Source organism: uncultured Merdimonas sp., assembly GCF_963929015.1.
GTDB lineage: Bacteria > Bacillota > Clostridia > Lachnospirales > Lachnospiraceae > Merdimonas.
In genome coordinates this window covers 559,487-585,073 of record NZ_CAWVHE010000003.1, presented here as the reverse complement: position 1 = coordinate 585,073, position 25,587 = coordinate 559,487, and the positions used below count along the sequence as shown (strand labels likewise).

The following is a 25,587-nucleotide window of genomic DNA, read 5'->3' as shown; positions in this document are numbered from 1 at the left end:
AATACTACCTGACCTTGACATTCCTTTGTGATATAATGGTGTGCGGCGGCAGCATCCTTTGCTGTCGCCCTTGTCTGCTTTAAAACATAACTCCCTGATACATTCTTACTATCGTATTCGGACTTCTCATTCCTAAACAGGTTTTGATATAAGTGTTTGATTTCTTCTGATATACGGCTAGCTGTTTTCTCCCATCTTCCAGATTATACATACGCATTTTTTTATAGAACCTTGCTTCATCTGTTCGATGCTGCCGTTCCACTTTCCCGTTGTGTCGCGGCGTTGCGATCTGAATCCGGTGATACAGGATTTCCAACTCCTTAAGTGCCTCTTCAAACATTGTTAAATGCGTACTTTTAATTACCAACAGCCGATTGGTGAACTCCGATCCGTTATCCGTCTGCACTTCCCGGATTGGAAAAGGGGCATGTTTGATTAGCTTCACCAGGAAATCTCTGGAACTATAGGTACTGTGTTCATCATACATTTCCCGATAAGTCCATCTGCTACATTCGTCTACCGCTGTATATTGATAGTATTTCCTGCCATCTGTCACGCAATAGGAAGGAACATACTTCACATCTATCTGTATTTTCTGCCCTGGGTAATCTGCACGCTGATAAGGCTTGATCTTTCGTTTCTTTTTCTTCTTTTTCACTGGTTTCAAGGCTTTCAGCCGGGCAGCGACTCGTTTAAATCCCCCGTAGCTGCGCCTATACCCATCTTTTTCTACCAGTTCCTGATATGCCAGGATCAGGTCTGTCCATTTATATTTTTTTAGGCGGCGCCGGATTTGCCGTAGTTCCAGCTCTGTATGACTTTTTGGCGATGTTTTAGGCCTGTGGCTGCGATCTTCCAGACTGGCTGTTGTCCCATCGTATCGAGAAAGCCATTTGTAGACCGTTTTTCGGCTTACTTTATAACGGATCGCCGTTTCTGTTACAGAATGATTCTGAGCATATTTAACAATACGTTGACGCTGATATTTGGGGTGTGATAAACTCGACATACAAGGATTCTCCTTTTGATCGGACTATTGGTTTCTCGACAATTCCAATATATCACATCAAGGTGGGTCCTTGTTTTTATTTTGTTACCTATCTATTGTACCCCAACATTTTACCTGAAAGTTTACGCTATGTCTTTAACTGTCTTTTCTGAATCTTACCAGTATCTCCTCACTCCCAGAACCGTCCGGTAATTCGGAGGTGTACTGATCTTAATGCCGCCTGTCGGATAGGGCGCGCTGTTGGAGGCGTGTACGATCTGATTCCCGCCAATATAGATTGCTACATGATTGCTGTATACGATCACATCCCCTGGCAGCATATCAGAATAATTCACCGCTTTTCCTCCTCCAAGCTGTCCCCAGGAATCTCTTGGTGTAGAGATACCGAACAGCGCATGCACAGACATTACAAAACCGGAACAGTCCGCGCCATTGGTCAGGCTGGTACCGCCGTATTTATAAGGATTGCCTACATACTGGCATGCCTTATCCGCAATCTGCTGTCCCAGTGAGGCGTTGTCCGGCGTAGAAGCAGTTCCGCCTCCGGATGGTGTACTGTTGCCGCCGGATGGTGTGCTGTTGCCGCCGGAGGGCTTGCTGGCTCCGCCGCCGGATGGCTTATTACCGGTACTTCCGCCAGATGGCTTACTGGTACCGCCGCCATTATTGTTTTCACTATTTGCCGGAGGCGCCGGTGTCTGATCCTCTTCCTGTCCATCCTCCGGATTCTTTTCTTCCGCAGAACCAATCATATTTTCTGTAGCTTCCGTAAGCTGGGTCAGCTGTTCTGCAACTGTAGCCCTGGCGCTTTCCAGCTGACTGTCAAAGTCCGCGATCTGGCTTCTCATCGTATCCAGCGTCCCCTGAAGCTGCGTCTGCTGCCGTCCCATATCCTGAGACATCTGTTCCATATCTGCCTGTCCGGCTTCCAGTTCCAGCTTCTTTTCCGCCACTTCTTCCTTTGCTTTTACATACTCTTTAAGCTGTGTCCTGTCGTAACTATGTATATTCTGGATATACTCCGCCTTATTGATCAGATCCGTAAAAGACTTCGCACTTACCAGTGTTTCTATAAAAGAAGCATCTCCTGCCTCATAGATATACCGGATCCTTTTTTTCATATCCTGATACTGCTGCTGCTCTTTTTCTTCCGCAGCTTTCAGATCCTTGGCTGCCTGTCCCACCCGCGCTTTCTGATTTTCAATATCCAGCTGCAGCGCGTTGTACTGAAGTAAAAGCCCCACCAGCTGCTGCTGAACATTGGCGGCTTCACTTTCCACCTGGGCTTTCTGCGTCTCCAGCGCTTCCACATTCTGATCCTTTGGAGCGGCCATTCCCTGCATTCCAAAAGAAACGCTCATTACAAGAACTGTAATGAGCGCACTTACATACTTTTTCTTCATATTCTCACCCACTCTTATTATTCTTGCTTCTTTCCGTCACAAGTATTATCTATGCTCCCCAGCATATCTTAAGGTCAGAATACTACACTTATCTCCGTATTTCAATAAATTATTCTGTTTTTCTATAAATTTCTAAAATATTTCTGCAGCAACCGACTTTTTTACCAATAGCGCCGATACCACGGAGATCCGTACACGCTTGCAACCCGGACCACATCGCCGGTATGAGGCGCGTGGATCATCTGTCCGCCGCCAATGTAAATCCCTACATGCGTACCGTAGCATACCAGGTCGCCGGGCTGTGGGTTGCTGACGGCTTTTCCGCCGCCGCCCTGCGCCTGTGAAGTACGGGCAATGCTGATACCTGCAACGCTGTGGCAGTACTGGGTAAGTCCGGAACAGTCAAACTGCTTGTACGGTGTGCTTCCTCCGTAAACATAAGGAACACCCAGCTGACTGTATGCCGCATTTACAATTGCCTGCGCCGCGGAGGTATTTCCGGTAGAACCACTGGTGCTGCCTCCTCCACTGTTTGAGGATCCGCCTGTATTGGAAGTTCCGCCTGTATTGGAAGTTCCGCCTGTATTGGAAGCCGCTCCGCCGTTTCCGGCAGTTGTCCCGCCATTATTACCGGTTTGATTGCCGCCATTGCTGTCGTCATTCTGACCGCCTGACGCCGCTGCCCGGGCCGCCTCTTCTGCAGCCTGACGCTCTGCCGCCTCTCTTGCCGCCGCTTCTGCAGCCGCCTGGATCTGAGCATCCAGATTTGCCACCTCATCCTTCTTGGACTCAATGGTCTCATTCAGCTCCTGCTCCTGCGCTTCATACTCTGTCTGCAGAGATTCCATCTCTTTTTGTTCTTCTTCCAGAGTGGTCTTCAGGGTTTCTATCTTTTCTGTTGTCGCAACATACTCGTCCAGCATCTTGCGGTCGTAGTTATGTACATTCTGGATATATTCTGCTTTATTGATCAGATCGGAAAAGCTTTCGGATGAAATCAGTGATTCCAGAAGGCTGGCGTCTCCCTGCTCATACATGTATTTAATCCGAAGCTTCATATCCTCATACTGCTTCTTTTCTTTTTTCTCTGCAGCCTTCAGATCATCCTTCGCCTTAATGATCTCTTCGCCGGTAGCGATCAGATCCTCTTCCAGCTCTCCGGCTTTGGAAAGAAGTTCGGTAAGCTGACTCTCCAGAGAAGATACCTGGCTTTGCGCGGCCGCTTTGTCTTCTTTTAAACCGTCCACAGAAGGCGCCGCCATAACCGGCGTCACGATCATTGAACCTGCAGCTACCGCTGTCAGCAGTCTGATTCCAAATTTTTTCATAAATAACCTTCCTTCTCGCATTATATTATACTTCAGTTCCCCTCATTTTGACATGATACTTCTTGTTCTAGAGGCCATTATAAACCACGAAAAATCGTTTTGCAACATTTTTTAATAAATTTGTAACATTTTAAAACTGACAGCCTAAAAAGCTGTCAGTTTTTCATCATTATTATCATTTTTGCCCGGCAGATCCGGTTTTTCATCAATCCGCTGCATAAACACAAACATACTGGCAGCCACTGACGCGCAAAGAACGGTCACCGTACCGATCCGCATAATATCCGCCATCAACCAGTCCATCAGCCCGATCTGTGTCGCAGTCACAGACAGAAGATTCATCGTCGCATGTGCCAGGACCGGCGCTTTTACAGAACCGTATTTCTCATATACATAAGCAAGCATCATTCCGAGGATGAACCCGTAGATCATCTGCACCATGTTCATGTGCATCAGTCCAAACACCACTGCGGAATAGAAGGCTGCCTGCAAAAATGTGCCTCTTTCTCTTAATCTGCGGAATAAAAGGCCACGGAACAAAAGCTCCTCACTGATTGGCACCAGAACGCCAAGACAGAGAACCTGCAGCGGAAACGCCGCCGAGTACATGGCTTCCATTGTTTCTGCATAGACTTCATCCACCACGACAAGATTCCCGATATTGATCAGGTTATTCAACCCCAGGCATAAGGCCAGAGACATCAGAACCACCGCTGCGTATTTCCAGGCCGGAGCTTTTTTGTTCGGAATCACTCCATACATTTTTTCTTTCACCCGATCCCTGTGGAAAAAGATCCACATGACGGGAATGATCACCAGAGACGTTGCTCCCTGGATCAGTGTCCCGGCTTCCAGAAACCGGGTAATCAGCTGGTCATAGAGCCGGATCATGGCCTCTTCGCTGTCAAGGGCTTCCAGAAAAGCCTCCGGGTCGGCAAACTGATAAGCCATTGCCAGAAATGTCATCGCCACGATAGACACCAGAAACTCTATCCCCCATTTAATCAGAATCGGCCCCCAAAGCTGCCACATTCTCTTCCCGTAATTTTCCGGCGGGAATGGCGGCCTTGGATCTCCCTGCTGTTGTTCCATATCGGTCCTCTCTTTCTTTTTCTTTCTGTCTGTATCCTGTCTAAATCTTAATCTTGATCACATCCACATCCAGATCCCACAAAAATTTGTCCAGGTCTTTGTAGGACAGGAAAACAGTTGCTGTATTCTCCAGCGGGTGGATGCCAAGACTTTTACATCTGCTTAAATCTTTATCAATAAAAAACTCTACCTGGTGATCCGTATCATTCATCAGCCCAAAGGGAGATACACTTCCCTGCTTAAGGCCCAGATACTTTTCCAGCCTTTCCTCTGAGGCGAAACTTAAGTTTCCTCCCCCAAGCTGGCGTCCGAGAGCCTTCAGATCCACTTTCTTACTCTCCTCGCAGGTCACCAGAAAATGGCGTTTCCCCTTGGAATCCCTCAGAAAAAGATTTTTACATAAGGTTCCTTTCTGCGGAAGTCCCAGCCTGTCCATATCTTCCATGGTGTGGACCGGTTCATGTTCCACCACCTCATATTTGATATTTAACTTATCTAATGCGTCATAAACTCTTTGCTTCTGATCTTCCATGGCGCCTTTCTCCTTTCTGTCCGGAAACTAAATTTCCTTATATTATAGTGCAGCGTACCAAAAATGTAAAGCCGTAAAAAAGAGACCCTTTATGTAAGGATCTCTTTTACAGCCTCCTGATAATTTAAAATCGACTCCGACTTGCGGATCTTTTCCAGAACTGTTTTTTTCTCTGGAAACATGCTTCCCATATACGCCCACAACTCCTTGACTTTAAAAAGTGCATGGTTGTCTTCCCTGCAGATTTCCCGATAATCCTCCAGAATTTTGTCCAGAAATCTCTCTAGCGTGTGTAAAGAGACTTCTTCCTCTCCTTTCAGTTCCCCGGGAAGCCCCGGATTCCTTATGACTCCTCTTCCCAGCATCACACAAGAGAGCTCGGGGAATTTTGCTTCCAGCGCTCTTTCATCTGCCACCGTAAAAATATCGCCGTTGTAGCAGACCGGGATCCTGGCAGATCCGAGCGCCTGCCGGAACGCCTCCAGATCCGGGGAGTTCCGGTAAAAATCCTGCTGCACCCTGGGATGGATGATCAGTTCTTCAACCGGGTATTGATTATAGATCTCAAGAATGCGTACAAACTCCTCCGGATCGTATTTTCCAAGTCTGGTCTTGATGGAGATTTTTGCCTTTGTCCGGCTGTAGACCTTAAAAAGAAAGCGGTCCAGCTCCCCGGGAACTGCCAGGAATCCGCTTCCCCGATGCTTGTTTACCACGGTCTTTGACGGACACCCCAGATTCAGATTGATCTCTTCATAGCCGTACTCCCGCAGTTTTTCTTCGGTTCTAAGAAAACCGTCTGCATCATTGGACATGATCTGGGGAATCAGACGCATTCCCGGATTGTGCTCCGGAAGGATCTCGTTTTTTTCTCTTTCATTCAATCCCCGTTTCGTGTGCGGTACAAAGAAAGGGGTGAAATATTTATCAAGGGGATGAAAAAACGTATGATACGCTCTCCGGTAAACATAGGTGGTGATTCCCTCCAGTGGGGCCAGATAATACTTCATCACTTTTTACCGGATATCAAGCACCTGATAATCCTGATCCTCTACTGTCTTTTTCAGAACTTCATCCGAAACGTCCCCGCTTAATGTTACCACTGCCGTTCCGGCTTCATGACTGACAGAAGCTTCCTCCACGCCCGGCAGAGCCTCCAGGCATTTTTTTACTCTTGCCTCACAGTGCCCGCACATCATTCCTTCGATTTTCATAGTTTTTTCCATTGTCTTCTCCTCCTTATGATACTTTTCTTTTCTCTTTTTATCCCTGGATGCGTCATGCACCCGGAACCAGTTCAGCCGCAGCGCATTGCTGACTACGCAGAAACTGGACAGACTCATAGCCGCAGCCCCAAACATAGGATTCAGTTTCCAGCCAAACAGCGGGAACCAAAGTCCGGCAGCCAGCGGAATGCCGACTACATTATAGAAAAACGCCCAGAACAGATTTTCATGGATATTCCGAAGTGTGGCCCTGCTTAAGCGAATGGCTGCCGGCACATCGCTTAACCGGCTCTTCATCAGCACGATATCCGCCGCGTCAATCGCTATGTCCGCTCCTGCTCCGATGGCAATACCGGTATCTGCTCTGGTAAGAGCAGGCGCGTCATTGATGCCGTCTCCCACCATGGCCACCCTGCCTTTTTTCTTAAGCCTTCGGATCACCGCTTCTTTTCCGTCCGGAAGCACGCCGGCAATCACTTCATCTACACCGGCCTGGCGACCAATGGCCCGGGCCGTGCGCTCGTTGTCTCCTGTCAGCATTACCACATGGATCCCCATGTTCTGAAGCTCCTTTACCGCGCGGGGACTGTCTTCTTTGATCACATCGGCCACTGCAATAATTCCCGTGATCCGGCCCTCTCTGGCGAAAAACAGGGGCGTCTTTCCTTCTTCGGCAAGTCTTTCTGCCATCCGTTCCAGATTGCCGGGCACTTCTGCCTGACGGCGGATAAAAGCAAGATTCCCTCCACAAAGCTCTGCCCCGTCCAGGACGCCGGACAATCCATTTCCCGGAACCGCCCGGAAATCTGCGACCTCCCGGATGGGAAAACTGCGGGATCCGCTCAAGGAAAGAATCGCGCCGGCAAGCGGATGCTCACTTTTTTTCTCCAGCGCAAAAGCGTCTGCCAAAAGTGCTTCCTCTGTCACCCCTTCTGCAGGCAGGATGTCGGTCACTTTGGGTTCGCCGCTTGTAATGGTCCCCGTCTTATCCAGAACAGCTGTCGTTATTTTCCCTGCTTCCTCCAGAGAAACCGCTGTTTTAAAAAGGATGCCGTTCTTTGCCCCCATTCCGTTCCCTACCATGATCGCCACCGGCGTGGCAAGCCCCAGCGCGCAGGGGCAGCTGATCACCAGCACAGAGACAGCTCTTGCCACTGCAAATCCAACGCTTTGTCCGGCTGCCAGCCACACGGCAAGCGTTGCCAGTGCAAGACCGATCACCACCGGTACAAAGACGCCGGACACCCGATCCGCGATCTTTGCAATGGGCGCTTTGGTGGCCGCCGCATCACTGACCATCTGAATGATCTGAGACAATGTGGTGTCTTCTCCCACACGGACAGCCGTACACCGCAGAAACCCGGACTGGTTAAGCGTAGCCGCTGACACCAGATCTCCAGCTTCTTTATCAACCGGCACACTTTCTCCTGTCAGTGCCGACTCATTCACCGCGCTGTGTCCTTCCACGACCCGTCCGTCTACAGGTATCTGTTCTCCGGGCCGTACCAAAAAGACATCTCCGATCCGTACTTCTTCGACAGCTGTCTCCTGTTCTTTTCCGTCCCGTTCCACCACTGCAGTCTTTGGGGAAAGACGCATCAGTCCTTTCAGCGCATCTGTGGTTTTCCCTTTTGACCGCGCTTCCAGCATCTTTCCCACCGTGATCAGAGTCAGGATCATGGCCGCTGATTCAAAATACAGATCATGCATATAGGACATGACTTTTTCATGATCCATCTGCATCTGGGCTCCTGTCATTGCAAACAGTACATACGTGCTATACAAAAAAGATGCCCCGGACCCCAGCGCTACCAGCGCGTCCATATTCGGCGCCCTGTGGATCATGCTCCGGAAACCGCTTATGAAAAATTTCTGATTGATCACCATAACAATGGCCGCAAACAACATCTGGAAAAGGCCCGTGGCCACATGATTTCCCGCCAGGGCGGAAGGCAGCGGCCATCCCCACATGGTATGCCCCATGGAGACATACATGAGCGGAAGTAAAAAACACAGGGATGCGATCAGCCGTCTTTTCAATACCGGCGTCTCTTTATCCTTCAGCGCTTCTTCCTCTGCCGCTTTTGCAGCGATTTTCTTTTCTCCGGCTCCTTTTGGCGCCGCTCCATAACCGGCCGCTTCCACAGCAGCGATGATATCTCCGGAAGAAGCGGTGCCTTCCACTCCCATTGAATTAGTCAGAAGGCTGACCGAACAGGATGTCACTCCCGGAACCCCGGACACCGCTTTCTCCACTCTTGCACTGCAGGCGGCGCAGCTCATTCCAGTTACAGTATATTGTTCCATCTCCCTACACCTCCTTACGTTTTCTCACTCTCTATCATTTCCCGATCCGGTCCCGCCTACTTCATCAGCTTCTGCAAAAGCGTGACCAGCTCGTCGATCGTCTCCTCCTGTCCATTTCGGATATCATCGGCCACACAGGTACGGATATGATTCCCCAGCAGCACCTTGCTAAAACTATTCAGCGCCGAATTCACTGCAGATACCTGGATCAGAATATCCGGACAATACGCCTCGTCCTCCACCATCCTTTTAATCCCTCTTACCTGTCCTTCAATCCGGTTCAGGCGATGGATCAGATCCTTAAACTCCTCCTCGGACCGCTCCTTTTTCGCGTGTATACATTTCATCTCTTCCATGTCCGCTCCTCCTTACGGAAATAAGTATATACCCTTATGGGGTATATTGCAAGCAGTTTTTTGTCAAATGGGGACGGGGGATTTTTAAAAATCCCCCGTCCCCATTTGAACTAGTATAAATGCTCTTTTAAATTTTCATCTTCATAATCGAACACACACCGGTCAAAAGCATTGATCACATGTGTATCCAGGTATTTATCATACCGTTTATGCTGTCTTCCGTATGATTTATGCACATGCCCGTGCAGGAAAAACCTGGGACGGTACTTTTCCATCAGGCTGATGAATGCCTGGAATCCCTGATGCGGCAGATCCCGCCCGTCGTTTAACTGATAGGCCGGCGCATGGGTCACCAGAATGTCAAATCCTCTGTGCCGGAATAACTGGAACCAGAGTTTCCGGATCCGGGCGCGCATCTGCCCTTCGGTATACTGATGGCTTCCCGGGCGGTAACGCATGGATCCGCCAAGCCCGAGAATGCGGATCCCCTGAAAAACATAGATCTGATCTTCGATGCAGATACAGCCTTCCGGCGGATGCTTTTCATATTTGCTGTCATGATTGCCGTGGACATACAGTACAGGCGCCGATGTAAATGTGGCAAGAAAAGACAGATACTCCGGAGCCAGATCCCCGCAGGATATGATCAGGTCGATCCCCTCCAGTTTGCTTTTTTCAAAGTAATCCCACAGATAAGCGGATTCCTCATCTGCGATCGCAAGTATTCTCATGCTTTTCCATCATTAACCTTTCGTTTTTTCTACGCCCTGCTGCTGTACCACAGCCTTGGACTCTTCTTCCAGCTTATCCTCGGGCGGGATCTCTCCGATCACATTATCCGCCAGCCAGTCCATGGTCACGATCTCTTCCGGAGACAGAGCCTTATGAGGATCCGGCTGAACGATCCCGCTCTGGGAGTGCAGCACTCCGCTGAATACGTTAAATTCTCCAGAGGAGATGGCGCCTTTTAATACCCGTACCAGACGCTTCATGCCAAGCGGCAGATTCTGGGAGCAGATCACATCGACTACCCCTGAGGTCATGCCCCACCAGTAGTTGATGGCCTTGCTGGAAGACGGATCATCATCATAACTCCAGGTTCCGTTCATGATCGTCCGAATCAGCTGTTCATAGAATTTTCCCCAGTGCCATACCGGCATGGCCAGATTGTGGGGCGTACCGTTCTCCAGATGATAGATGCCAAAGAACCGGGACGCCTCTTCCGGGATCACCATATCTTTTCCGGAAATACAACTGGAGTTCGTCCGCTTTACATTTTCCATCACGTCAATATCTTTCACGGATGTCCACTCCAGATAAACCTCGGCGTGCGGGTTTGTCATCTGGGCCCCCAGCGCAAATGCATTGATATTGGCGATGGTTCCGTAGATCGGATAATCGGCAATATAGGACAGGCGGTTGTTTTCCGCCATAGCTCCCGCGATAGCGCCCATCAGGAATTTTGCCTCATGCATTCTGGCATAATAGGTCCGGATATACCGGTGCATGGTATTCACCGAACAGTTCAGGATCCGCACCTTCGGATGGGCAATGGCAGCTTTTACACTGGCCTGCACCATCACCGGCGTTGTAGTAAAGATGATATCACAGCCTTTTTGTACGGCGTCTTCCAGAATCTCGTCAATATTATCTTTTGTGACATTTTCATAATAACAGGTGCTGACCTCCTCCGGAAATGTCTGTTCCAGGTGAAGTCTTCCCAGTTCGTGCGCATAAGTCCATGCCGAGGATGTGATCGTCTTCTCATAGAGGAAGGCGATCTGAAGCCTGGTAATGCTGGGCTGCAAAAGTCTGCTCAGGAGCGGCTTCTTCTCTGTATTGGGATCCATTTTCAGATCAATCTCTTCGTCTTCCGACAACAGCTTGAACTCCTCCCAGCTTTTGGAAATCAGTTCTTTTAATTCATTTGTGGTCTTCTCGCAGACTTCCTGATAGCCATACAGGGTGATAAAAGACAGAAATGCGTCCCCTACCGTGATCGAGGGAATTGGATCTCCCGCATCCTGGTATTCTGCCTTAAACCGGGTATAAATGGAACTGAAATCCAGACGGTCGTCATAACTCCACTCCTCATCGGGGCCTTTTCCCACTGCTTCCTGCAACTTCACAAAACTTCCAAGCTTTGTGAACCAGATAAAATTGACTTTGGAAAGGTCATAAAAGTCCATAAACTCATAATACAGCTTATTTTCTTTCTCTTCCGTACGTTTCGGAACGATGCGGGTCACCATGCCGGGCGAGGAAACCACTCCGAAATATTTCATTACGCTGACGCGTTTGTTTCCTTCCTCTACATAAAACTTATTCATATATTCATAAGCCTTGATCGGCGTATGGATCCCTTCATTGACATGGCTGACACTTAATCTGACCCATTTGTGGGCGAACTCTGTGTCCGCTCTCAGGATCGGCATGAAATTGCCGGCAAACGCATTGCTTCTGCTGTTGGTTTTGGTTCCGACCACCTGATCCAGAGGGATCTGCACCAGTCCCAGGGGGACCTCAGAATAAGAGCCTTTGGGCGGCAGGACATCGTCCAGCACCTCAAGCGTCGGATGCATCCCGTGCATCGCACGGTACTGATAATCTTTTTTTCCAAGTCTGTACGCCTTCTCATAATCTGACATTGCCATAACCTGTGTTCTCCTTTACAATACTTTTTCAAATGCGATCCTTGGATCTCCGTCTTCAGTTCCGCCGACCAGACGGATGTTGCCGCAGGGCAGAAATCCTGCTTTGGCAAGCGCTCTTTGCATAGGCAGGTTCCCCGGGTGGGTATCGATCCTCACCGCAGGAAATCCAAGTTCTTCTGCCAGCGCGAACCCTTTCCGGAACATCTGGCCTGCCACGCCTTTTCCCTTACAGCCGTCCGCCACACAGACCCTGTGCATGGAAGCATAAGGTCCGTCAGTCAGCCATTTGCCTTCTATCTCGCCATAAGAAGGATCCGGCGTTGTCTGAAACGCAAAGATCCCCAGAACTTTCTCTTCATCCACCGCAAGATAAGTGCATCCTTCTTCAATATCGGAAAGCCATACCTCTCTGGACGGATACCCCTTCTGCCACTGGTCAAGACCAAGTCCTGCAAGCTGCCTCTTGGCCTGATCGGTAATCTCACACATCTGCTCCAAATATTTCATGGATGCTTTTACGAACTCCATCTCTGTCATCCTCCTGTATCTCTCATTTCCTTCCCTTTTCTTCCTGCGCCGGATCTTTAGACGCCGTCTCGATGTCTCTTACCAGAAGGCGTCCGTCCTTTACCTGAAACTTCACTTCCATGCCTGCATATCCCATACCGTACATTCTCTCCGGATCGTCCTGGTAAGAGGGCCTTGGATCCTGGCTTAAAATCTGCCGCAGCGTCTCCCTCTCTGATACAGGGATCTTTTCCAGACATGCCCCGGGGATTTCCACCTCCAGAGCGTATTCCTTTACCCTGGACGCAAATCCCCCTCTGGCCTGTGGAATGCTGTCCACATAAGGCAGATAAGGCTTTATATCATAGATCGGCGTTCCGCTCATCATATCTGCTCCGGTTACGTAAAGAACCGGACCGTCCGGGCCATCCAGTTCCACTTTTTCAAGCCGCACGCAGGAAAGCCCGATGGGATTCGGCCGAAACGGCGACCGGGTGGCAAATACCCCCATCCGCTGGTTCCCTCCAAGCCTTGGCGGACGGACCGTCGGATGCCACCCTTTTCCCACAGCTTCGGAAAACTCCCAGATCAGCCACAGGTGGGAATATCCTTCTATGCCTCTTAACATTTCCGGATTCCGGTAATCCGGTTCAAACAGGATCTTCCCTTTCGTATCTGCAAGTCCGCTTTGTCTGGGAATCCCAAACTTCTCCGGAAAACCGGTATGTATTCTTGCAATGATCTGATGCTCTGCCATATCTTATCTCTCCTGCTCTGCCATAAGTTCCCGGATCTTCCTGATCTCAGCCGCATGCCCTGCATCATCAAAAGGAGTCTCCAGATAAAAAGGAAGTTTCGCAAGCGCCGGATGACAGAGCACCCGAAGAAGCGCCTCCATCCCGATCTCTCCCTCTCCCAGGGCCGCATGCCGGTCTTTGCGGGAGCCAAACGGCATCAGGCTGTCATTGAGATGAATGGCCTTAAGATGGGCAAGCCCCAGCACCCGGTCAAACTCTTCCAATACTCCGTCCAGATCATGAACAATATCATACCCTGCCGCAAATACGTGGCAGGTATCCAGGCAGATGCCGATCCGTTCCGGATGAGCCGCACCTTCCCGGATCTCCCTTAACTCCTCGAACCGGTCGCCGATCTCCGTTCCTTTACCTGACATCGTCTCCAGGAGAATACAGATCTTTTCCTGTCCGGTCATCGCCTGGTTAAGACCGGCGATAATATTCCGGATACCAGCTTCTTTTCCGATACCGGTGTGGCTTCCCGGATGGAACACCAGGTTCTCGATCTCCAGAGCGTCCATCCTTGCCGTATCTTCCCGGATCACCTGGCAGGCGAACTCATAAGTCCTGGGATCTGCGCTTGCCAGATTCATCGTATAAGGCGCATGGGCAAGGAGAGGACCAAAGCCGTGCTCCTTCCGTAATCTCTGAAATTCTTCGGTCTCTTTTTCTTCATATTCCTTATAGCTGGAGCCCCTGGGATTCCTGCTAAAGAACTGCATGGTATTTGCCTGCATTTTGATCACATTCCTGGCGGCCTTTACCGGCCCTCCTGCAATGGACATATGTGCTCCGATTGTCAACGTCATGGTTCTTCCTCCATAAATCCATTGTATCCTACCACACCAGAATTTAAAATACAAATTTTATACAAAAAATTTCTGATTGTTACGCCGCGTATATTCTATGTCTGGAGCCGCCTTTGTTACATGCGGCTTCAAACTCTTTTAACTTCCGCTTTGCTTCCTCGCTTAAATTCTTCGGCACTTCCACCTGCACTGTTACATACTGGTCGCCGTGGACAGAAGGATCTTTCATGGATACGATGCCTTTGCCCCTCAGCCGGATCCTGGAACCGGACTGTGTTCCCTCCCGGATCTTTAAAGCTACTTTTCCATATAAGGTAGACACATAAGCCTCTCCTCCAAGCGCCGCAACGGTAAACGGAATCCGCGCCGTGGTATAAACATCCATGCCCTTACGCTCAAATCCGGGACGCGGGGCCACCTGTACTTTCAAGAGCAGGTCTCCTGACTCCCCGCCATGACTTCCCGGCAATCCTTTGCCCTTCAGCCGTATGCTCTTGCCACTGTCGATCCCTGCAGGAATGTGTACCTCAAGGGTCTGATTCCTTCCGGATCCGTCCGAAAATGTAATCCGCTTATCACAGCCAAAAGCCGCCTCATCAAAAGCAACTGTCACGTCCGCATGAAGGTCCGCGCCTTTTCTTGCATAGTTTCTGCCCGTAAAGCCGCCTGCAAAACCGCCTGTTCCGGATCCTTTCGCCCGGCTCCCTCCATGGAAGAAGTCCCCGAATATATCACCGAAAATGTCTTCCATATCATCCATATTTCCACCGGTAAAGTGATATTCCTGATAGGTTCCCCCCGGACCGCTTTTCTGCCAGAACGGTTCTCCGTCAAACGCCGCATGGCCAAACTGATCGTATTGTTTCTTTTTCTCCGGATCACTTAATACCGAATAGGCCTCTGTCACTTCCTTAAACTTCTGTTCCGCCTGCGGATTCTCTTTATTGGTATCCGGATGGTATTTTTTCGCAAGCTTTCTGTATGCCTTCTTGATCGCCGCCGCATCTGCATTCTTATTCACTCCGAGCACTTCATAATAATCTCTTTTTGCGCCCATCTTCGCCACCTCCTGATATCCTTTATAATCGTAGAAGAACCCGGCAAAATGCCGGGTCCATGTTTCCAAAAGTACAGGGCATTTTTTTTGCCTCTCCCTCTGTTCTATATGTAGTATAACACTTACTCATTCTCCTGTCAACTGCAGAATGCAAAAATCCATTGTTCCATATGACTTTTTTATATCCCCTTTACGGAACCGGCATGCCCTCCACCCAGGCCTCGATTCCTTTTCCCTTCTCCTCTGCAATGGCCCGGTCCAGTTTTTCCAGCATCTTTTCTTTCTCGCGGGGCAGGATCCCCCTCACCCGGATCTCCAGGAAATCATGGAGTCCGTCGTAACGGATCTCTTGTGCCTCCTCCAAAAGTTCAAGAAGCCTTCTTTCCTCCTGCAGGTTCTCCAGCTCATCCGCCGGAACAAAACGGCCGTTCTTTATCTCTTCATAAAGGCTGACATCCTTATGGAGAAACAGGGAAAAATTAACGATATGCCTGGGCTGCGTGCGGTTGAAAAATTCCGCCAGCGCCTCTGCATTTTCTCTTCCTCTTCCATGCCCCGCCACGCCGGTCATAATATGTGCGTCATAGATCAGCCCGGCCTTTTTCAGGCGGCGGATGGCCTCATACGCTTCCTCAAGCCCATGATCTTTCTCCATAAAGGTCAGCACATCGTCAAGGCCGCTCTCGATCCCGATGTAGAGATGCCGGACTCCCGCCTTATAAAGACGGTCCAGATCTTCCTGGGATTTGCTTAAGATACTGGTCACCGTGGCATCCATATTTACCGCCTCGCAGGAAGGGAAATAAGAATGGATCATCTCCAGGATCTCCTGCAGGCGGTCCGGGGAGAGGCTGAAGGCATTGCCGTCTCCCAGAAATACCTTTCCTGGATCTCCGCCTGCAGACTGCACCCGTTTCAGTTCTTCTTCGATCTGCTTAAGGGGAAGCTCCCGGTATGTCAGATGTTTAAACAGATCACAGAATTTACACCGGTTGTAGGTGCATCCCACCATCACCGGCAGCATAAATGATGCCCGCTCCATTGGAGCCCGGCAGATCTGTCCTTCATAATTCATGCTCCATCCCTCCCTGTATATTTACTATCTCAACTCTTCCTGCATCCGTCCGGCTACTCTGTCCGAAGCGCAGTCACCGGATCGCTCTTTGCCGCCTTTCTGGAGGGGATCAGCCCTCCGATCAGGGTCAGCACCACGCTAAGCAGGATCAGGATTACCGCCGGTACGGCCGGCAGCACTGCATTTACATCCTGATTCCCGGAAATATAATGGATCAGCGCATTTCCCGGGATCAGCATCAGAAGCGACAGCAGGATACCGATCAGTCCGGCGCAAAAGCCGATGATCACAGTCTCTGCATTGAACACCTGGGAGATATTTCCCCTGGACGCGCCGATGGCACGCAGGATCCCGATCTCCTTTCTCCGCTCCAGTACGCTGATGTACGTAATGACTCCGATCATGATCGAAGATACGATCAGGGAAATCGAAACAAACGCGATCAACACATAACTGATGGTGTCAATGATCGTGGTCACAGAGGACATCAGGGCTCCTACCATATCCGTGTAGGTGATCACCTGCTCATCCTTTCCCTCCTCTTCCATCCGGGCATTGTAGTCATCCAGGATGTCCACCACCTGTTCCTTTGCCTCAAAATCTTTGGGATAAATATCAATGCCGTCCGGCGTGGAAAAATCCACATATCCCAGATTTTTCAGATTGCTTTCATACGAAGAGCTGCCCGTCATGGACATGGACATCATAAATTCTGTCAGTTCGTCTGCGTCCATATTCATCTGAAATGCTTCTGCAAAGGCATCGGCATCAATATTCATGGCGTCCTGCAGGCTGTTTCCGATCTGCGTCATTGCCTGTGTCATGGCAGCCTCGATCCCGGATGTAACCTGCTGCATCATCTGGGTCATGGCCTGGGTGATCTGAATCTCCAGAGCCTGCGCCATGGTTCCGGTGTATGCAGAAAGCGCCCCGGTCAGATAGCCTTCCAGCGCGCCGGAAAGCTGTTTCTCCACTCCTGAGGTATCCACCATGCCGGCAAGGCTGTCGCTTAAAAGCTGTCTGGTTTCCTCCTCAGCCAGGTATCCCTGGAAGTTTTCTGTAATCTCACCGGCTGTGGTCAGATCATGTTCCGCGGCATACGCTTCGTAACCCGCCATCAGTTCTTCCGCCAGCTTCTGAAGCTGTTCGGCGGTCAGCGCTTCGCCGCCTTCATTTACGATCTCATTCAGATTGTCCTGTATAATCTGTTTTGCGGATTCCGAATTCAGATACGTATTAAAATCTGCCTGGAGATCCTCATATCCGGAAAGGCCGTGTTCTTTTGTGTACTCCTGATATCCGCTCATCAGAGAGGCGGCCAGCGCATCCAGTTCGTCTGCGGACACCTGAAGTTCTACTCCCTGCATCAGTTCTGCCAGATTAAGCTGCGGCGTTTCCGGAAGCTGAATGGAGATCCCACTTAAATCCACCATGCCGGACAGATCCATAGACCCAGCCGCCTGTCCGAAAGCGCTGGAGAAATCAAAGGATCCGCTTATCCCCTGAAATGCCGTTTCATCAAACCCAAACGCTTCCTGCAGTTTCTCCTCGTCCACGGTAAACAGGCTGCCGGTATCAAACTCCTTCTCCCCGCTTTCTTCTCCAAAAGCCTCTCCGGTAAATACATTCACCTGGGGATTAGCAAGCTGCTCCTTAACGATCCTGCTGTCCTTTGCCTGTTCCACCACATGTTTTGTAAGGGAAGGGAGATACCCGATGCCGCTGGTAAGGAAGGCGCCGTTTGCATCTTCCGCCGCCTGGACAATCCCTACGATCTTTATATCCTCGCCAGCATCTACCAGCTGCCGCATATAGGCTTCGTCGTCTGTCTTATCTCTCCACACCTGATACTGGTCGTCATAAGTATAGTAATCGCAGCTGTTTACCAGCTTGAACTTCACATCCAGGATCTCATCATAAGAATAGTCCCCGATCTCCTCCGGCACTTCAATGGTTTCCTCATTGACAAACTGCTGCACCATCTGATCCAGTTCTTCTGCGTCCCTAAGTCCCAGCGTATAGAGAAGGAAATCACTGATGCTTCCTCCCGGTGTAAGTACGACCACACATTCATTATATGCCTCCGGCCACCGTCCGGCTTTCACCTCATACTGGGGCTCATACAACTGTGCATTTTCCGGCATCTCATAGAACATATCCGTACTCATCATAGTAGACATCATGCTGTTTGTACTGTTGGCAGAGCTGATGCCCATAGCTTCAAAGGAAGTATCCGGGTGGACCTGGCGCACCCCGTCCTCTTCCTGCCTGTAGATCTGTGGTGTTACGCTATAGGAATATTCGATGGAATTGGTATATTTCTCAATCCCGCTTTCTTTACTGTCCAGGTAGGTTTTCAGAGATTTCAGGTCATTGGAATCCATACTGGAAAACATATCTGTCACCATCTGGATCACATTGACGTCTCCGGACTTTTCGCCTTTTCCACTTTCCTTCTGCATGCCTGACGCGCTGGCGGAAAGCATGGAAGTCATATCAAATCCGGCGCTCTGGATCTGCAGCGGATATTCGGACAGTGTCTCTTCTTCTATGGAATGGATGTACGCGTTTACCCCGGTAGACAGCGCCAGAATCAGGGCGATCCCGATGATGCCGATGGATCCTGCAAAGGAAGTCAGAAGGGTTCTTGCTTTCTTGGTCTTCAGGTTGTTAAAGCTGAGCGAAAGCGCAGTCAGAAAAGACATGGATGCCTTTCCCATATTTTTGTGTTCCGCCGGTTCCAGCGCCGACTCATCTATTGTAAAAGGATCAGAATCCGAGCGGATGGTACCGTCTTTAAGCCGGACGATCCGGGTGGCATAGGCCTCTGCCAGCTCCGGGTTGTGGGTAACCATAACCACCAGCCGGTCTTTTGCCACCTCCTTTAAGAGATCCATGACCTGTACGCTGGTGTCACTGTCCAGTGCACCGGTAGGCTCGTCCGCCAGCAGAATGTCCGGGTCATTGACCAGGGCTCTTGCGATGGCCACCCTCTGCATCTGTCCGCCAGACAGTTGATTTGGCTTTTTGTGGATCTGCTCTCCAAGCCCAACTTCCTCCAGAGCCTCCCTGGCTCTTCGGATCCGCTCGCCTTTGTCAATACCGGAGATCGTAAGCGCCAGCTCCACATTGGCAAGGATGCTCTGGTGGGGGATCAGATTGTAACTTTGAAACACAAACCCGATGGTATGATTGCGGTAGGAATCCCAGTCCCGGTCTTTATATTTCCTGGTGGAAATTCCGTTGATCACCAGGTCGCCGCTGTCATAACGATCCAGGCCGCCGATAATATTTAACAGCGTGGTCTTTCCGGAACCGCTGGGTCCCAGAATGGCCACAAATTCATTGTCTCTTAGATTCAGGCTGACGCCGTCCAGCGCTTTTTGCACCAGGCTGCCCGTCCGGTATTCTTTCCGGATATCTTTAATCTGAAGCATGCAAGTCTCTCCTTATCCAGTCTGATGAACGGAGAAAAGATTCCCGTCCCGAATATTTTTTATTATACGTTTCCGCAATAAAGAAAACAACATTTTGCCGCATATTTCAACTGCAAAATGTTGTTCTTTATACTTTCTTTAGAAATCTTTTATCTGAATTTCATCTAGGAAGCTTCTTCTGTTTTCTCCGGAAGTTCAATGGTCAGCCGCACCTTCGTGATGCGCTTTTCTTTTACTTCTTCCACCACAAAGGTCAGACCTTCTTCTTTAAGCTCTACCACGTCCTTTTCCCCTTCATTGGGGATATACCCCAGCTGTTCCATCAGGAATCCTGACAATGTATCATAATTTTCCGTCTCAAGGGAAAGCTCCAGTTCCTCATTCAGATCCCAGATCTGAATGCCTCCGTCCAGAAGGTAGGTATGCTCGTCCACCTGTACGATCTCCGGCTCTACCTCATCATACTCTTCGTTGATGTCGCCCATGATCTCTTCTACCAGGTCCTCAATGGTGACAATACCGGAAAAGCCGCCATACTCATCCACCAGGATCGCCATACGCTTTCTGGCTTTCTGCATCTCGCGGAACAGAGCGTCCGCTTCTTTGGTCTCCGGCACGAAAAATGCCTTGTGGAGCATGCCGCGGATATCCATCTTCGCCGTCTGCGACTTGCGAAGCTCGATCATTACATCCTTGACATACAGTACGCCGATGATGTTATCAATATTTTCTTCATATACCGGGATCCTTGAGTGTCTGGACTCCAGGATCTCATCGATCATTTCTTCAAATGGCTCGTCGATATCCAGCGTAAACACGTCTCTTCTTGGAACCATCAGCTCTCTTGCTGTCCGGTCGTCGAATGCAAAGACGGAGTCGATCATTTCCCTTTCTTCATCATCGAAAGTTCCTGTCTCATTTCCCATTTTCAGAAGCGCCTTGATCTCCTCTTCGGTCACCGCCTCTTCCTGATCCTCCGTCTTCATATGCAGCGCTTTGAGCACTAACTTGGTAGACACGGAAAGCAGTTTAATAAACGGTGAAAGCACGATGGAAATATAGTGGATCGGCATAACCGTCAGCATAGAAAAGGCTTCCGCCTTCTGAAGAGCGATCCGCTTTGGAACCAGCTCGCCAAACACCAGGTTAAAGAACATCAGCACCAGGGTCAGGCCGTTTCTTGCGATGCCGCTGCTGTACGGGACATTCATACTTCCCAGCCACTCGGCAACATAAGGCGCCAGGCCCGCCGCCGCAGATGCACTGGAATAGAAGCCTGCAAATGTGATCGCCACCTGAATGGTAGACAGGAACTTGGTCGAGTCCTCAAACAGGCCTTCAATCAGTCTGGCCTTCTTATTCCCCTCAGATGCCAGGGACCGGATCTTATTTTTGTTGACCGATACCACCGCCATCTCTGCTCCGGCGAAATAAGCGTTCATCAATGTGAAAAACAACAGTAACAATAAATTAAAAAGAATAGTGTTCCCCGCAGGGTCTGCGTCCATAATAAAAAACTCCTCCTAAATTTAGACTCATTTAGAAGGAGTATATCATGTTCCGGCCGCTTTCGCAAGATTTTGTTCATTTGGGACGTAGACCTTTGCAAAAGGTCTACGTCCCAAATTGCAATTTACCCTGTACCTTTTTGTAATTAAGGGTGTACCCGACCGGACGTTTACCTGCCGGCCAGGTATGCTTTCCGGCCTTCTTCGTACAGATTTCTGCCTTCGCTGTCGATAATGACTACCAGGGGCATGTCTTCTACGTACAGCTTCCGCAGGGCTTCTGCGCCCAGGTCTTCGTAGGCGATCAGTTCTGCTTTCTTGATGCACTTGGCAAGCAGGGCTCCTGCGCCGCCAATGGCGCCAAAGTAAACGCCGCTGTATTTTTTCATGGCTTCTACTACTTCCGGCAGGCGGGCGCCTTTACCGATCATGCCCCGGGCGCCTACGGACATCATGGTGGGCGCGTAAGCGTCCATCCGTCCGCTGGTGGTGGGGCCGGCGCTTCCGATCACCTGGCCCGGCTTGGCCGGTGTGGGTCCTACATAGTAGATGGTGGCGTCAGTGGGATCAAAGGGCAGTTCTTCGCCTCTTGCCAGGGCTTCACACATCCTTTTATGTCCGGCGTCCCGGGAGGTATAGATGGTGCCGGTGAGCAGCACCTGGTCTCCTGCGTGAAGGGTTTTTGCCAGTTCTTCTGTCAGTGGTAAGGTAATCTTTCTTGCCATTTATATCACCTCCGATTTGTGGCGTGTCACATGGCAGTTGATGTTCACTGCGCAGGGCATGCCCGCGATGTGGGTGGGCAGGGTCTCGATATTCAGGCCGATGGCCGTGGTCCTGCCGCCAAATCCCTGTGGTCCGATGCCAAGTTCATTGATCTTTTCCAGCATTTCCTTCTCCAGATCTGCATAGAAGGGATCCGGATTGGAGGAATCCAGGGGGCGCATCAGCGCTTTTTTCGCCAGCAGAGCGCATTTATCAAAGGTGCCGCCAATGCCCACGCCTACTACCATGGGCGGACAGGGGTTGGGGCCTGCGGTCTCCACTGCCTCCAGGATGAAATCCTTGATCCCCTGCAGTCCCGCGGAAGGCTTGAACATCCGGATCTGGCTCATATTTTCGCTTCCAAATCCCTTGGGGCCTACGGTGACTTTGATCTGCTCGCCGGGCACGATCTCCGTGTAAAGCATAGCCGGTGTATTGTCCCCGGTATTGCCCCGGCGCACCGGATCCTTTACCACGGATTTCCGGAGATATCCGTTGGTGTAACCGCGGCGCACGCCTTCATCCACCGCCTCGGCAAGATCTCCCCCTGTCAGGTGGACGTCCTGTCCGATCTCCAGAAAGACACAGGCCATCCCGGTATCCTGGCAGATGGGCACATTTTCCTTGTCCGCGATCTCAAAATTTTCAATAATATTATCCAGCACGCCCTGAGCGATCTCTCCGTCCTCTTTAGACCGGCAGCCCTGGATAGCGCATTTCACATCCTGGGGAAGATGATTGTTGGCTTCGATACAAAGCCGCTCGATCACATCCGTCAGGACGCTTACATTAATTTCACGCATGAATACCACTCCTTTCAACACTCTTTTCTTATCATAACCCAGTCATCCCCTGAAAGTCTACATTATCTATAGAAAGATCCCGATAAACTGGCAGCCCAGCACCACGAATACCAGAGCCACCGGATAGGTGGCCGCATAGGCGCTTGCCACGTCGTCGGTCTCGGTCACCCGGATCAGGGTTCCCAGAGCCGGGGTACTGGTCATACCGCCGCAGATGGAGCCCAGGCTGTTGAAGAGGCTCAGCTTCAGCACCTTCGCGGCAAAGAAATATCCGACAAACATTGGGATCAGGGTGATCAGCGCCCCATAAATGAAGAGTACCAGTCCTTCTTCCCTGAGGATCTCCACGAATCCCGCGCCGGCCTCCACGCCGGCTCCGATGAGGAAGAGAGCCAGGCCGAACTCCCGCAGGCACTCCAGCACGTGCTTCTCCACCTTCATGCTCAGCCTTCCGATCTTCCCGAAATGTCCCAGGATCAATCCGGCGATCAGCGGACCACCGGAGGTTCCCAGGGAAAATTCCGCTCCCCCGGGAAGGGGAATCACGATCTTGGCCAGGATGATCCCCAGCACAATGGCCAGGGCAAAGGGAAAGAATCCCATGCTGTCCGCGTAGAACAATTCTTCCTTTTTCGTCTTATGGAACTCCTCGTCCCCCACATTCTGGGCCGCCTCGAACCGGGCCCGCTCCGCCGCCATGTCGGTCTTCAGAAACTTGGGCACCAGCTGCACAAACAGCACCACGCCCACCACGCCAAAGGGATAGGCGATGCCGTATCCTACCGACGCATTGGCCGATCCGGTGGCATCAATGGCCGCCGCAAGTCCCGGCGTACTGGTAAGCGCTCCTGCCATCATTCCTACGCTGACATCAGAAGGTACACCGGCGATCTCGATGATCCCGATTGTCGTCAGGGCGCCGATGATGATAATGATCGCTCCCAGCAAAATGTAGGATCTGGCGTTGATCTTAAAGTTCCGGAAAAATTTGGGGCCTGCAATAAATCCCACGGAGGTCACAAAACAGATCAGTCCCAGTTCTCTGACCAGATCCGGCACTTCGAATCCAAAATGTCCGAATACCAGAGCCACCAGAAGGACTCCTGCCGTACCCAGTTCCACGCCCCGGATTTTAATACTTCCAACCAGGTAGCCGATGACGGCCACCAAAAATACGATCATCAATGTGTTTCCCAACACACTCTCCTGAAACCAGGCTGCGATTCCCACGGTCTCATCCCTTCCCTTCTTTATCTAAAATTCAGACAACTTTCTCCCGGTAAATGTAAAACACTTTTCTATTCTATCTATCTCTGGTGTCTTGCATATTTCGGCAGCAGAAGCGGCGATACATCGCCGGTCTCCAGTCCTGCCTCTTTCAGTTCTTCTGCGTAAGCCTGGATATGATCCAGGTTCATGGTTCCGATCTCCACCTGCTTCGCTTTTGCCGCCGCGGCTTTCCCTGCGTTTCGGCCAAATACGATGATGTCCAGAAGAGAATTTCCCATGAGACGGTTTCTTCCATGAATCCCGCCTACCGCCTCTCCGGCCACCAGAAGGTTATCCATTACCTTGGTAAATCCGTCGCCGCCGATCTCCAGACCGCCGTTCTGATAATGAAGGGTGGGGTAAACCAGGATCGGGACTTTCCGCATATCAATGTCATAGCGCAGATACATCCGCAACATAGCCGGGATCCGCTTCTCAATGGTGCCTTCTCCGCCCAGCTCCTCGATCATGGGCGTATCCAGCCACACACCGCTGCCAAGAGGGGTGTCCACACCTTTTCCTCTTGCCGTACATTCCCGGATGATCCCTGCAGCTGCCACGTCGCGGGTCTCCAGCGGATGCATGAAGGCTTCGCCCTCCACGTTGATCAGCTGAGCTCCCAGGGAACGTACTTTTTCCGTTACCAGCGCGCCGTAGATCTGGGATGGAAATGCCACGCCGGTGGGATGGTACTGGATGGTGTCCTGGTAAAGGAGGGGCGCTCCCGCCCGGTATCCCAGGATCAGGCCGTCTGCGGTGGCTCCGTAATGGTTGGAGGTGGGGAATCCCTGATAATGCATCCGTCCTGCGCCTCCGGTGGCAATGATCACGGTCTTGGCCCGTGCCACCAGATAATCGCCGGTCTCCAGGTTCTGCAATACCGCTCCCGCAACCTGGCCTTTCTCATCCTTGATCAGTTCCACTGCAGCGGTAAATTCCACCACCGGGATCTGCCGGTTCAGCACCTCGTCCCGCAGGGTCCGCATGATCTCCGCCCCGGAGTAGTCCTTGCAGGCATGCATCCGCTTTCTGGAAGTTCCGCCGCCGTGGGTGGTGATCATCCGTCCGTTTTCATCTTTATCAAACATTACTCCCAGTTCATTGAGCCACTGGATGGCGTCCGGCGCTTCCATGACCAGCCGCTTCAGAAGTTCCGGCCTTGCGGCAAAATGACCGCCTCCAAAAGCGTCCAGATAATGCTGGACCGGAGAATCATTTTCCTTGTCCGCCGCCTGGATGCCGCCCTCTGCCATCATGGTGTTGGCGTCGCCGATCCGAAGCTTGGTGACGATCATCACATCCGCTCCGGCTTCATTTGCCTCAATGGCTGCGGAAGCGCCTGCGCCGCCGCCGCCGATCACCAGTACGTCCACGTCATAATCCACTTTGTCAAGGTCGATTTCTTCCCCTAACAGACGGCTGTTGGAGTGGAGAAGATGCACCAGTTCTTCCGGCGCCTTCTGCCCTTTGTTGGGGCCGATCTTAATTTCTGTAAATGCTTCTGTGCGGTAATCCGGGTGGAATTCTTTCAGAAGCTCATCCTTTTCTTCTGCAGTCATCCGTCTGGGTTCTGTCTTCATACGTTCCGCCCGGCTGGCTTCTACCTTCTTTACAGATTCCATCATTTCCGGTGTAAACATGGTCTTCCCTCCT

The 25,587-nt window shown here is 50.9% G+C and carries 21 protein-coding genes; all 21 read right to left on the bottom strand.

Going from position 1 to position 25,587, the window contains the following annotated elements; all coding sequences use genetic code 11:
- Positions 1-79: 79 nt before the first annotated feature.
- Positions 80-1,009, bottom strand: coding sequence for a DDE-type integrase/transposase/recombinase (locus tag ABGT54_RS03690; protein ID WP_346662884.1), 930 nt, complete (start codon positions 1,007-1,009; stop codon positions 80-82).
- A gap of 155 nt (positions 1,010-1,164) precedes the next feature.
- Positions 1,165-2,412: an NlpC/P60 family protein gene (locus tag ABGT54_RS03685; RefSeq protein ID WP_346662883.1), complete on the bottom strand. Its 1,248-nt coding sequence runs from the start codon at positions 2,410-2,412 to the stop codon at positions 1,165-1,167.
- Between the two features lie 161 nt (positions 2,413-2,573).
- Complete coding sequence (locus tag ABGT54_RS03680; protein ID WP_346662882.1) at positions 2,574-3,740, bottom strand: NlpC/P60 family protein; 1,167 nt, start codon at positions 3,738-3,740, stop codon at positions 2,574-2,576.
- 144 nt (positions 3,741-3,884) lie between these two features.
- The gene (locus ABGT54_RS03675) at positions 3,885-4,832 is read right to left on the bottom strand and encodes a type II CAAX endopeptidase family protein (RefSeq protein WP_346662881.1); all 948 of its coding nucleotides are present in this window, start codon (positions 4,830-4,832) and stop codon (positions 3,885-3,887) included.
- A gap of 40 nt (positions 4,833-4,872) precedes the next feature.
- Positions 4,873-5,364: a prolyl-tRNA synthetase associated domain-containing protein gene (locus ABGT54_RS03670; RefSeq protein ID WP_346662880.1), complete on the bottom strand. Its 492-nt coding sequence runs from the start codon at positions 5,362-5,364 to the stop codon at positions 4,873-4,875.
- 89 nt (positions 5,365-5,453) lie between these two features.
- Positions 5,454-6,374, bottom strand: coding sequence for a tRNA-dihydrouridine synthase family protein (locus ABGT54_RS03665; RefSeq protein WP_346662879.1), 921 nt, complete (start codon positions 6,372-6,374; stop codon positions 5,454-5,456).
- Positions 6,375-6,380: 6 nt separating this feature from the next.
- Entirely contained in the window at positions 6,381-8,897 is a 2,517-nt protein-coding gene (locus ABGT54_RS03660) for a heavy metal translocating P-type ATPase (RefSeq protein WP_346662878.1), read from the bottom strand.
- A gap of 56 nt (positions 8,898-8,953) precedes the next feature.
- Positions 8,954-9,253, bottom strand: coding sequence for a metal-sensing transcriptional repressor (locus ABGT54_RS03655; RefSeq protein WP_204908695.1), 300 nt, complete (start codon positions 9,251-9,253; stop codon positions 8,954-8,956).
- Positions 9,254-9,363: 110 nt separating this feature from the next.
- The gene (locus ABGT54_RS03650; protein WP_204908696.1) at positions 9,364-9,984 is read right to left on the bottom strand and encodes a metallophosphoesterase; all 621 of its coding nucleotides are present in this window, start codon (positions 9,982-9,984) and stop codon (positions 9,364-9,366) included.
- A gap of 12 nt (positions 9,985-9,996) precedes the next feature.
- Entirely contained in the window at positions 9,997-11,907 is a 1,911-nt protein-coding gene (locus ABGT54_RS03645) for a BMP family ABC transporter substrate-binding protein (protein ID WP_346662877.1), read from the bottom strand.
- 15 nt (positions 11,908-11,922) lie between these two features.
- Positions 11,923-12,435 carry a GNAT family N-acetyltransferase gene (locus tag ABGT54_RS03640; RefSeq protein WP_204908698.1) on the bottom strand — a complete coding sequence of 171 codons (513 nt, stop codon included), beginning with the start codon at positions 12,433-12,435 and terminating at the stop codon, positions 11,923-11,925.
- 22 nt (positions 12,436-12,457) lie between these two features.
- Positions 12,458-13,171, bottom strand: coding sequence for a tRNA (N6-threonylcarbamoyladenosine(37)-N6)-methyltransferase TrmO (gene tsaA / locus ABGT54_RS03635; RefSeq protein ID WP_346662876.1), 714 nt, complete (start codon positions 13,169-13,171; stop codon positions 12,458-12,460).
- Positions 13,172-13,174: 3 nt separating this feature from the next.
- Positions 13,175-14,020, bottom strand: coding sequence for a deoxyribonuclease IV (locus ABGT54_RS03630; protein WP_346662875.1), 846 nt, complete (start codon positions 14,018-14,020; stop codon positions 13,175-13,177).
- 79 nt (positions 14,021-14,099) lie between these two features.
- Complete coding sequence (locus ABGT54_RS03625; RefSeq protein ID WP_346662874.1) at positions 14,100-15,077, bottom strand: DnaJ C-terminal domain-containing protein; 978 nt, start codon at positions 15,075-15,077, stop codon at positions 14,100-14,102.
- A 190-nt stretch (positions 15,078-15,267) separates the two neighbouring features.
- Positions 15,268-16,152 (bottom strand): radical SAM protein, encoded by an 885-nt coding sequence (locus tag ABGT54_RS03620; RefSeq protein WP_346662873.1) that lies wholly within the window; start codon positions 16,150-16,152, stop codon positions 15,268-15,270.
- A gap of 53 nt (positions 16,153-16,205) precedes the next feature.
- The gene (locus ABGT54_RS03615) at positions 16,206-19,589 is read right to left on the bottom strand and encodes an ABC transporter ATP-binding protein/permease (protein WP_346662872.1); all 3,384 of its coding nucleotides are present in this window, start codon (positions 19,587-19,589) and stop codon (positions 16,206-16,208) included.
- A gap of 164 nt (positions 19,590-19,753) precedes the next feature.
- On the bottom strand, positions 19,754-21,097 hold the full coding sequence (locus ABGT54_RS03610) for a hemolysin family protein (RefSeq protein WP_346662871.1): 1,344 nt from the start codon (positions 21,095-21,097) through the stop codon (positions 19,754-19,756).
- 170 nt (positions 21,098-21,267) lie between these two features.
- Positions 21,268-21,822 carry a Fe-S-containing hydro-lyase gene (locus ABGT54_RS03605; protein ID WP_346662870.1) on the bottom strand — a complete coding sequence of 185 codons (555 nt, stop codon included), beginning with the start codon at positions 21,820-21,822 and terminating at the stop codon, positions 21,268-21,270.
- A complete protein-coding gene (locus ABGT54_RS03600) occupies positions 21,823-22,665 on the bottom strand; it encodes a fumarate hydratase (RefSeq protein ID WP_204908706.1) in 843 nt (280 codons plus the stop codon). It lies immediately after the preceding gene.
- Between the two features lie 66 nt (positions 22,666-22,731).
- Positions 22,732-23,865 (bottom strand): permease, encoded by a 1,134-nt coding sequence (locus ABGT54_RS03595; protein WP_346662923.1) that lies wholly within the window; start codon positions 23,863-23,865, stop codon positions 22,732-22,734.
- Between the two features lie 107 nt (positions 23,866-23,972).
- Positions 23,973-25,574: an FAD-dependent oxidoreductase gene (locus ABGT54_RS03590; protein ID WP_204929916.1), complete on the bottom strand. Its 1,602-nt coding sequence runs from the start codon at positions 25,572-25,574 to the stop codon at positions 23,973-23,975.
- Positions 25,575-25,587: the final 13 nt, after the last annotated feature.

Excerpts from the sequence above, each read along its gene's own strand:
- ABGT54_RS03590 (WP_204929916.1), bottom strand. The coding sequence starts at position 25,574 with ATGTTTACACCGGAAATGATGGAATCTGTAAAGAAGGTAGAAGCCAGC.
- ABGT54_RS03655 (WP_204908695.1), bottom strand. The coding sequence starts at position 9,253 with ATGGAAGAGATGAAATGTATACACGCGAAAAAGGAGCGGTCCGAGGAG.
- ABGT54_RS03690 (WP_346662884.1), bottom strand. The coding sequence starts at position 1,009 with ATGTCGAGTTTATCACACCCCAAATATCAGCGTCAACGTATTGTTAAA.
- ABGT54_RS03640 (WP_204908698.1), bottom strand. The coding sequence starts at position 12,435 with ATGGAGTTCGTAAAAGCATCCATGAAATATTTGGAGCAGATGTGTGAG.
- ABGT54_RS03625 (WP_346662874.1), bottom strand. The coding sequence starts at position 15,077 with ATGGGCGCAAAAAGAGATTATTATGAAGTGCTCGGAGTGAATAAGAAT.
- ABGT54_RS03605 (WP_346662870.1), bottom strand. The coding sequence starts at position 21,822 with ATGGCAAGAAAGATTACCTTACCACTGACAGAAGAACTGGCAAAAACC.
- ABGT54_RS03630 (WP_346662875.1), bottom strand. The coding sequence starts at position 14,020 with ATGACGTTGACAATCGGAGCACATATGTCCATTGCAGGAGGGCCGGTA.
- ABGT54_RS03680 (WP_346662882.1), bottom strand. The coding sequence starts at position 3,740 with ATGAAAAAATTTGGAATCAGACTGCTGACAGCGGTAGCTGCAGGTTCA.
- ABGT54_RS03665 (WP_346662879.1), bottom strand. The coding sequence starts at position 6,374 with ATGAAGTATTATCTGGCCCCACTGGAGGGAATCACCACCTATGTTTAC.
- ABGT54_RS03675 (WP_346662881.1), bottom strand. The coding sequence starts at position 4,832 with ATGGAACAACAGCAGGGAGATCCAAGGCCGCCATTCCCGCCGGAAAAT.
- ABGT54_RS03610 (WP_346662871.1), bottom strand. The coding sequence starts at position 21,097 with ATGGACGCAGACCCTGCGGGGAACACTATTCTTTTTAATTTATTGTTA.
- ABGT54_RS03645 (WP_346662877.1), bottom strand. The coding sequence starts at position 11,907 with ATGGCAATGTCAGATTATGAGAAGGCGTACAGACTTGGAAAAAAAGAT.
- ABGT54_RS03620 (WP_346662873.1), bottom strand. The coding sequence starts at position 16,152 with ATGAATTATGAAGGACAGATCTGCCGGGCTCCAATGGAGCGGGCATCA.
- ABGT54_RS03660 (WP_346662878.1), bottom strand. The coding sequence starts at position 8,897 with ATGGAACAATATACTGTAACTGGAATGAGCTGCGCCGCCTGCAGTGCA.
- ABGT54_RS03615 (WP_346662872.1), bottom strand. The coding sequence starts at position 19,589 with ATGCTTCAGATTAAAGATATCCGGAAAGAATACCGGACGGGCAGCCTG.
- ABGT54_RS03670 (WP_346662880.1), bottom strand. The coding sequence starts at position 5,364 with ATGGAAGATCAGAAGCAAAGAGTTTATGACGCATTAGATAAGTTAAAT.
- ABGT54_RS03600 (WP_204908706.1), bottom strand. The coding sequence starts at position 22,665 with ATGCGTGAAATTAATGTAAGCGTCCTGACGGATGTGATCGAGCGGCTT.
- tsaA (WP_346662876.1), bottom strand. The coding sequence starts at position 13,171 with ATGGCAGAGCATCAGATCATTGCAAGAATACATACCGGTTTTCCGGAG.
- ABGT54_RS03685 (WP_346662883.1), bottom strand. The coding sequence starts at position 2,412 with ATGAAGAAAAAGTATGTAAGTGCGCTCATTACAGTTCTTGTAATGAGC.
- ABGT54_RS03650 (WP_204908696.1), bottom strand. The coding sequence starts at position 9,984 with ATGAGAATACTTGCGATCGCAGATGAGGAATCCGCTTATCTGTGGGAT.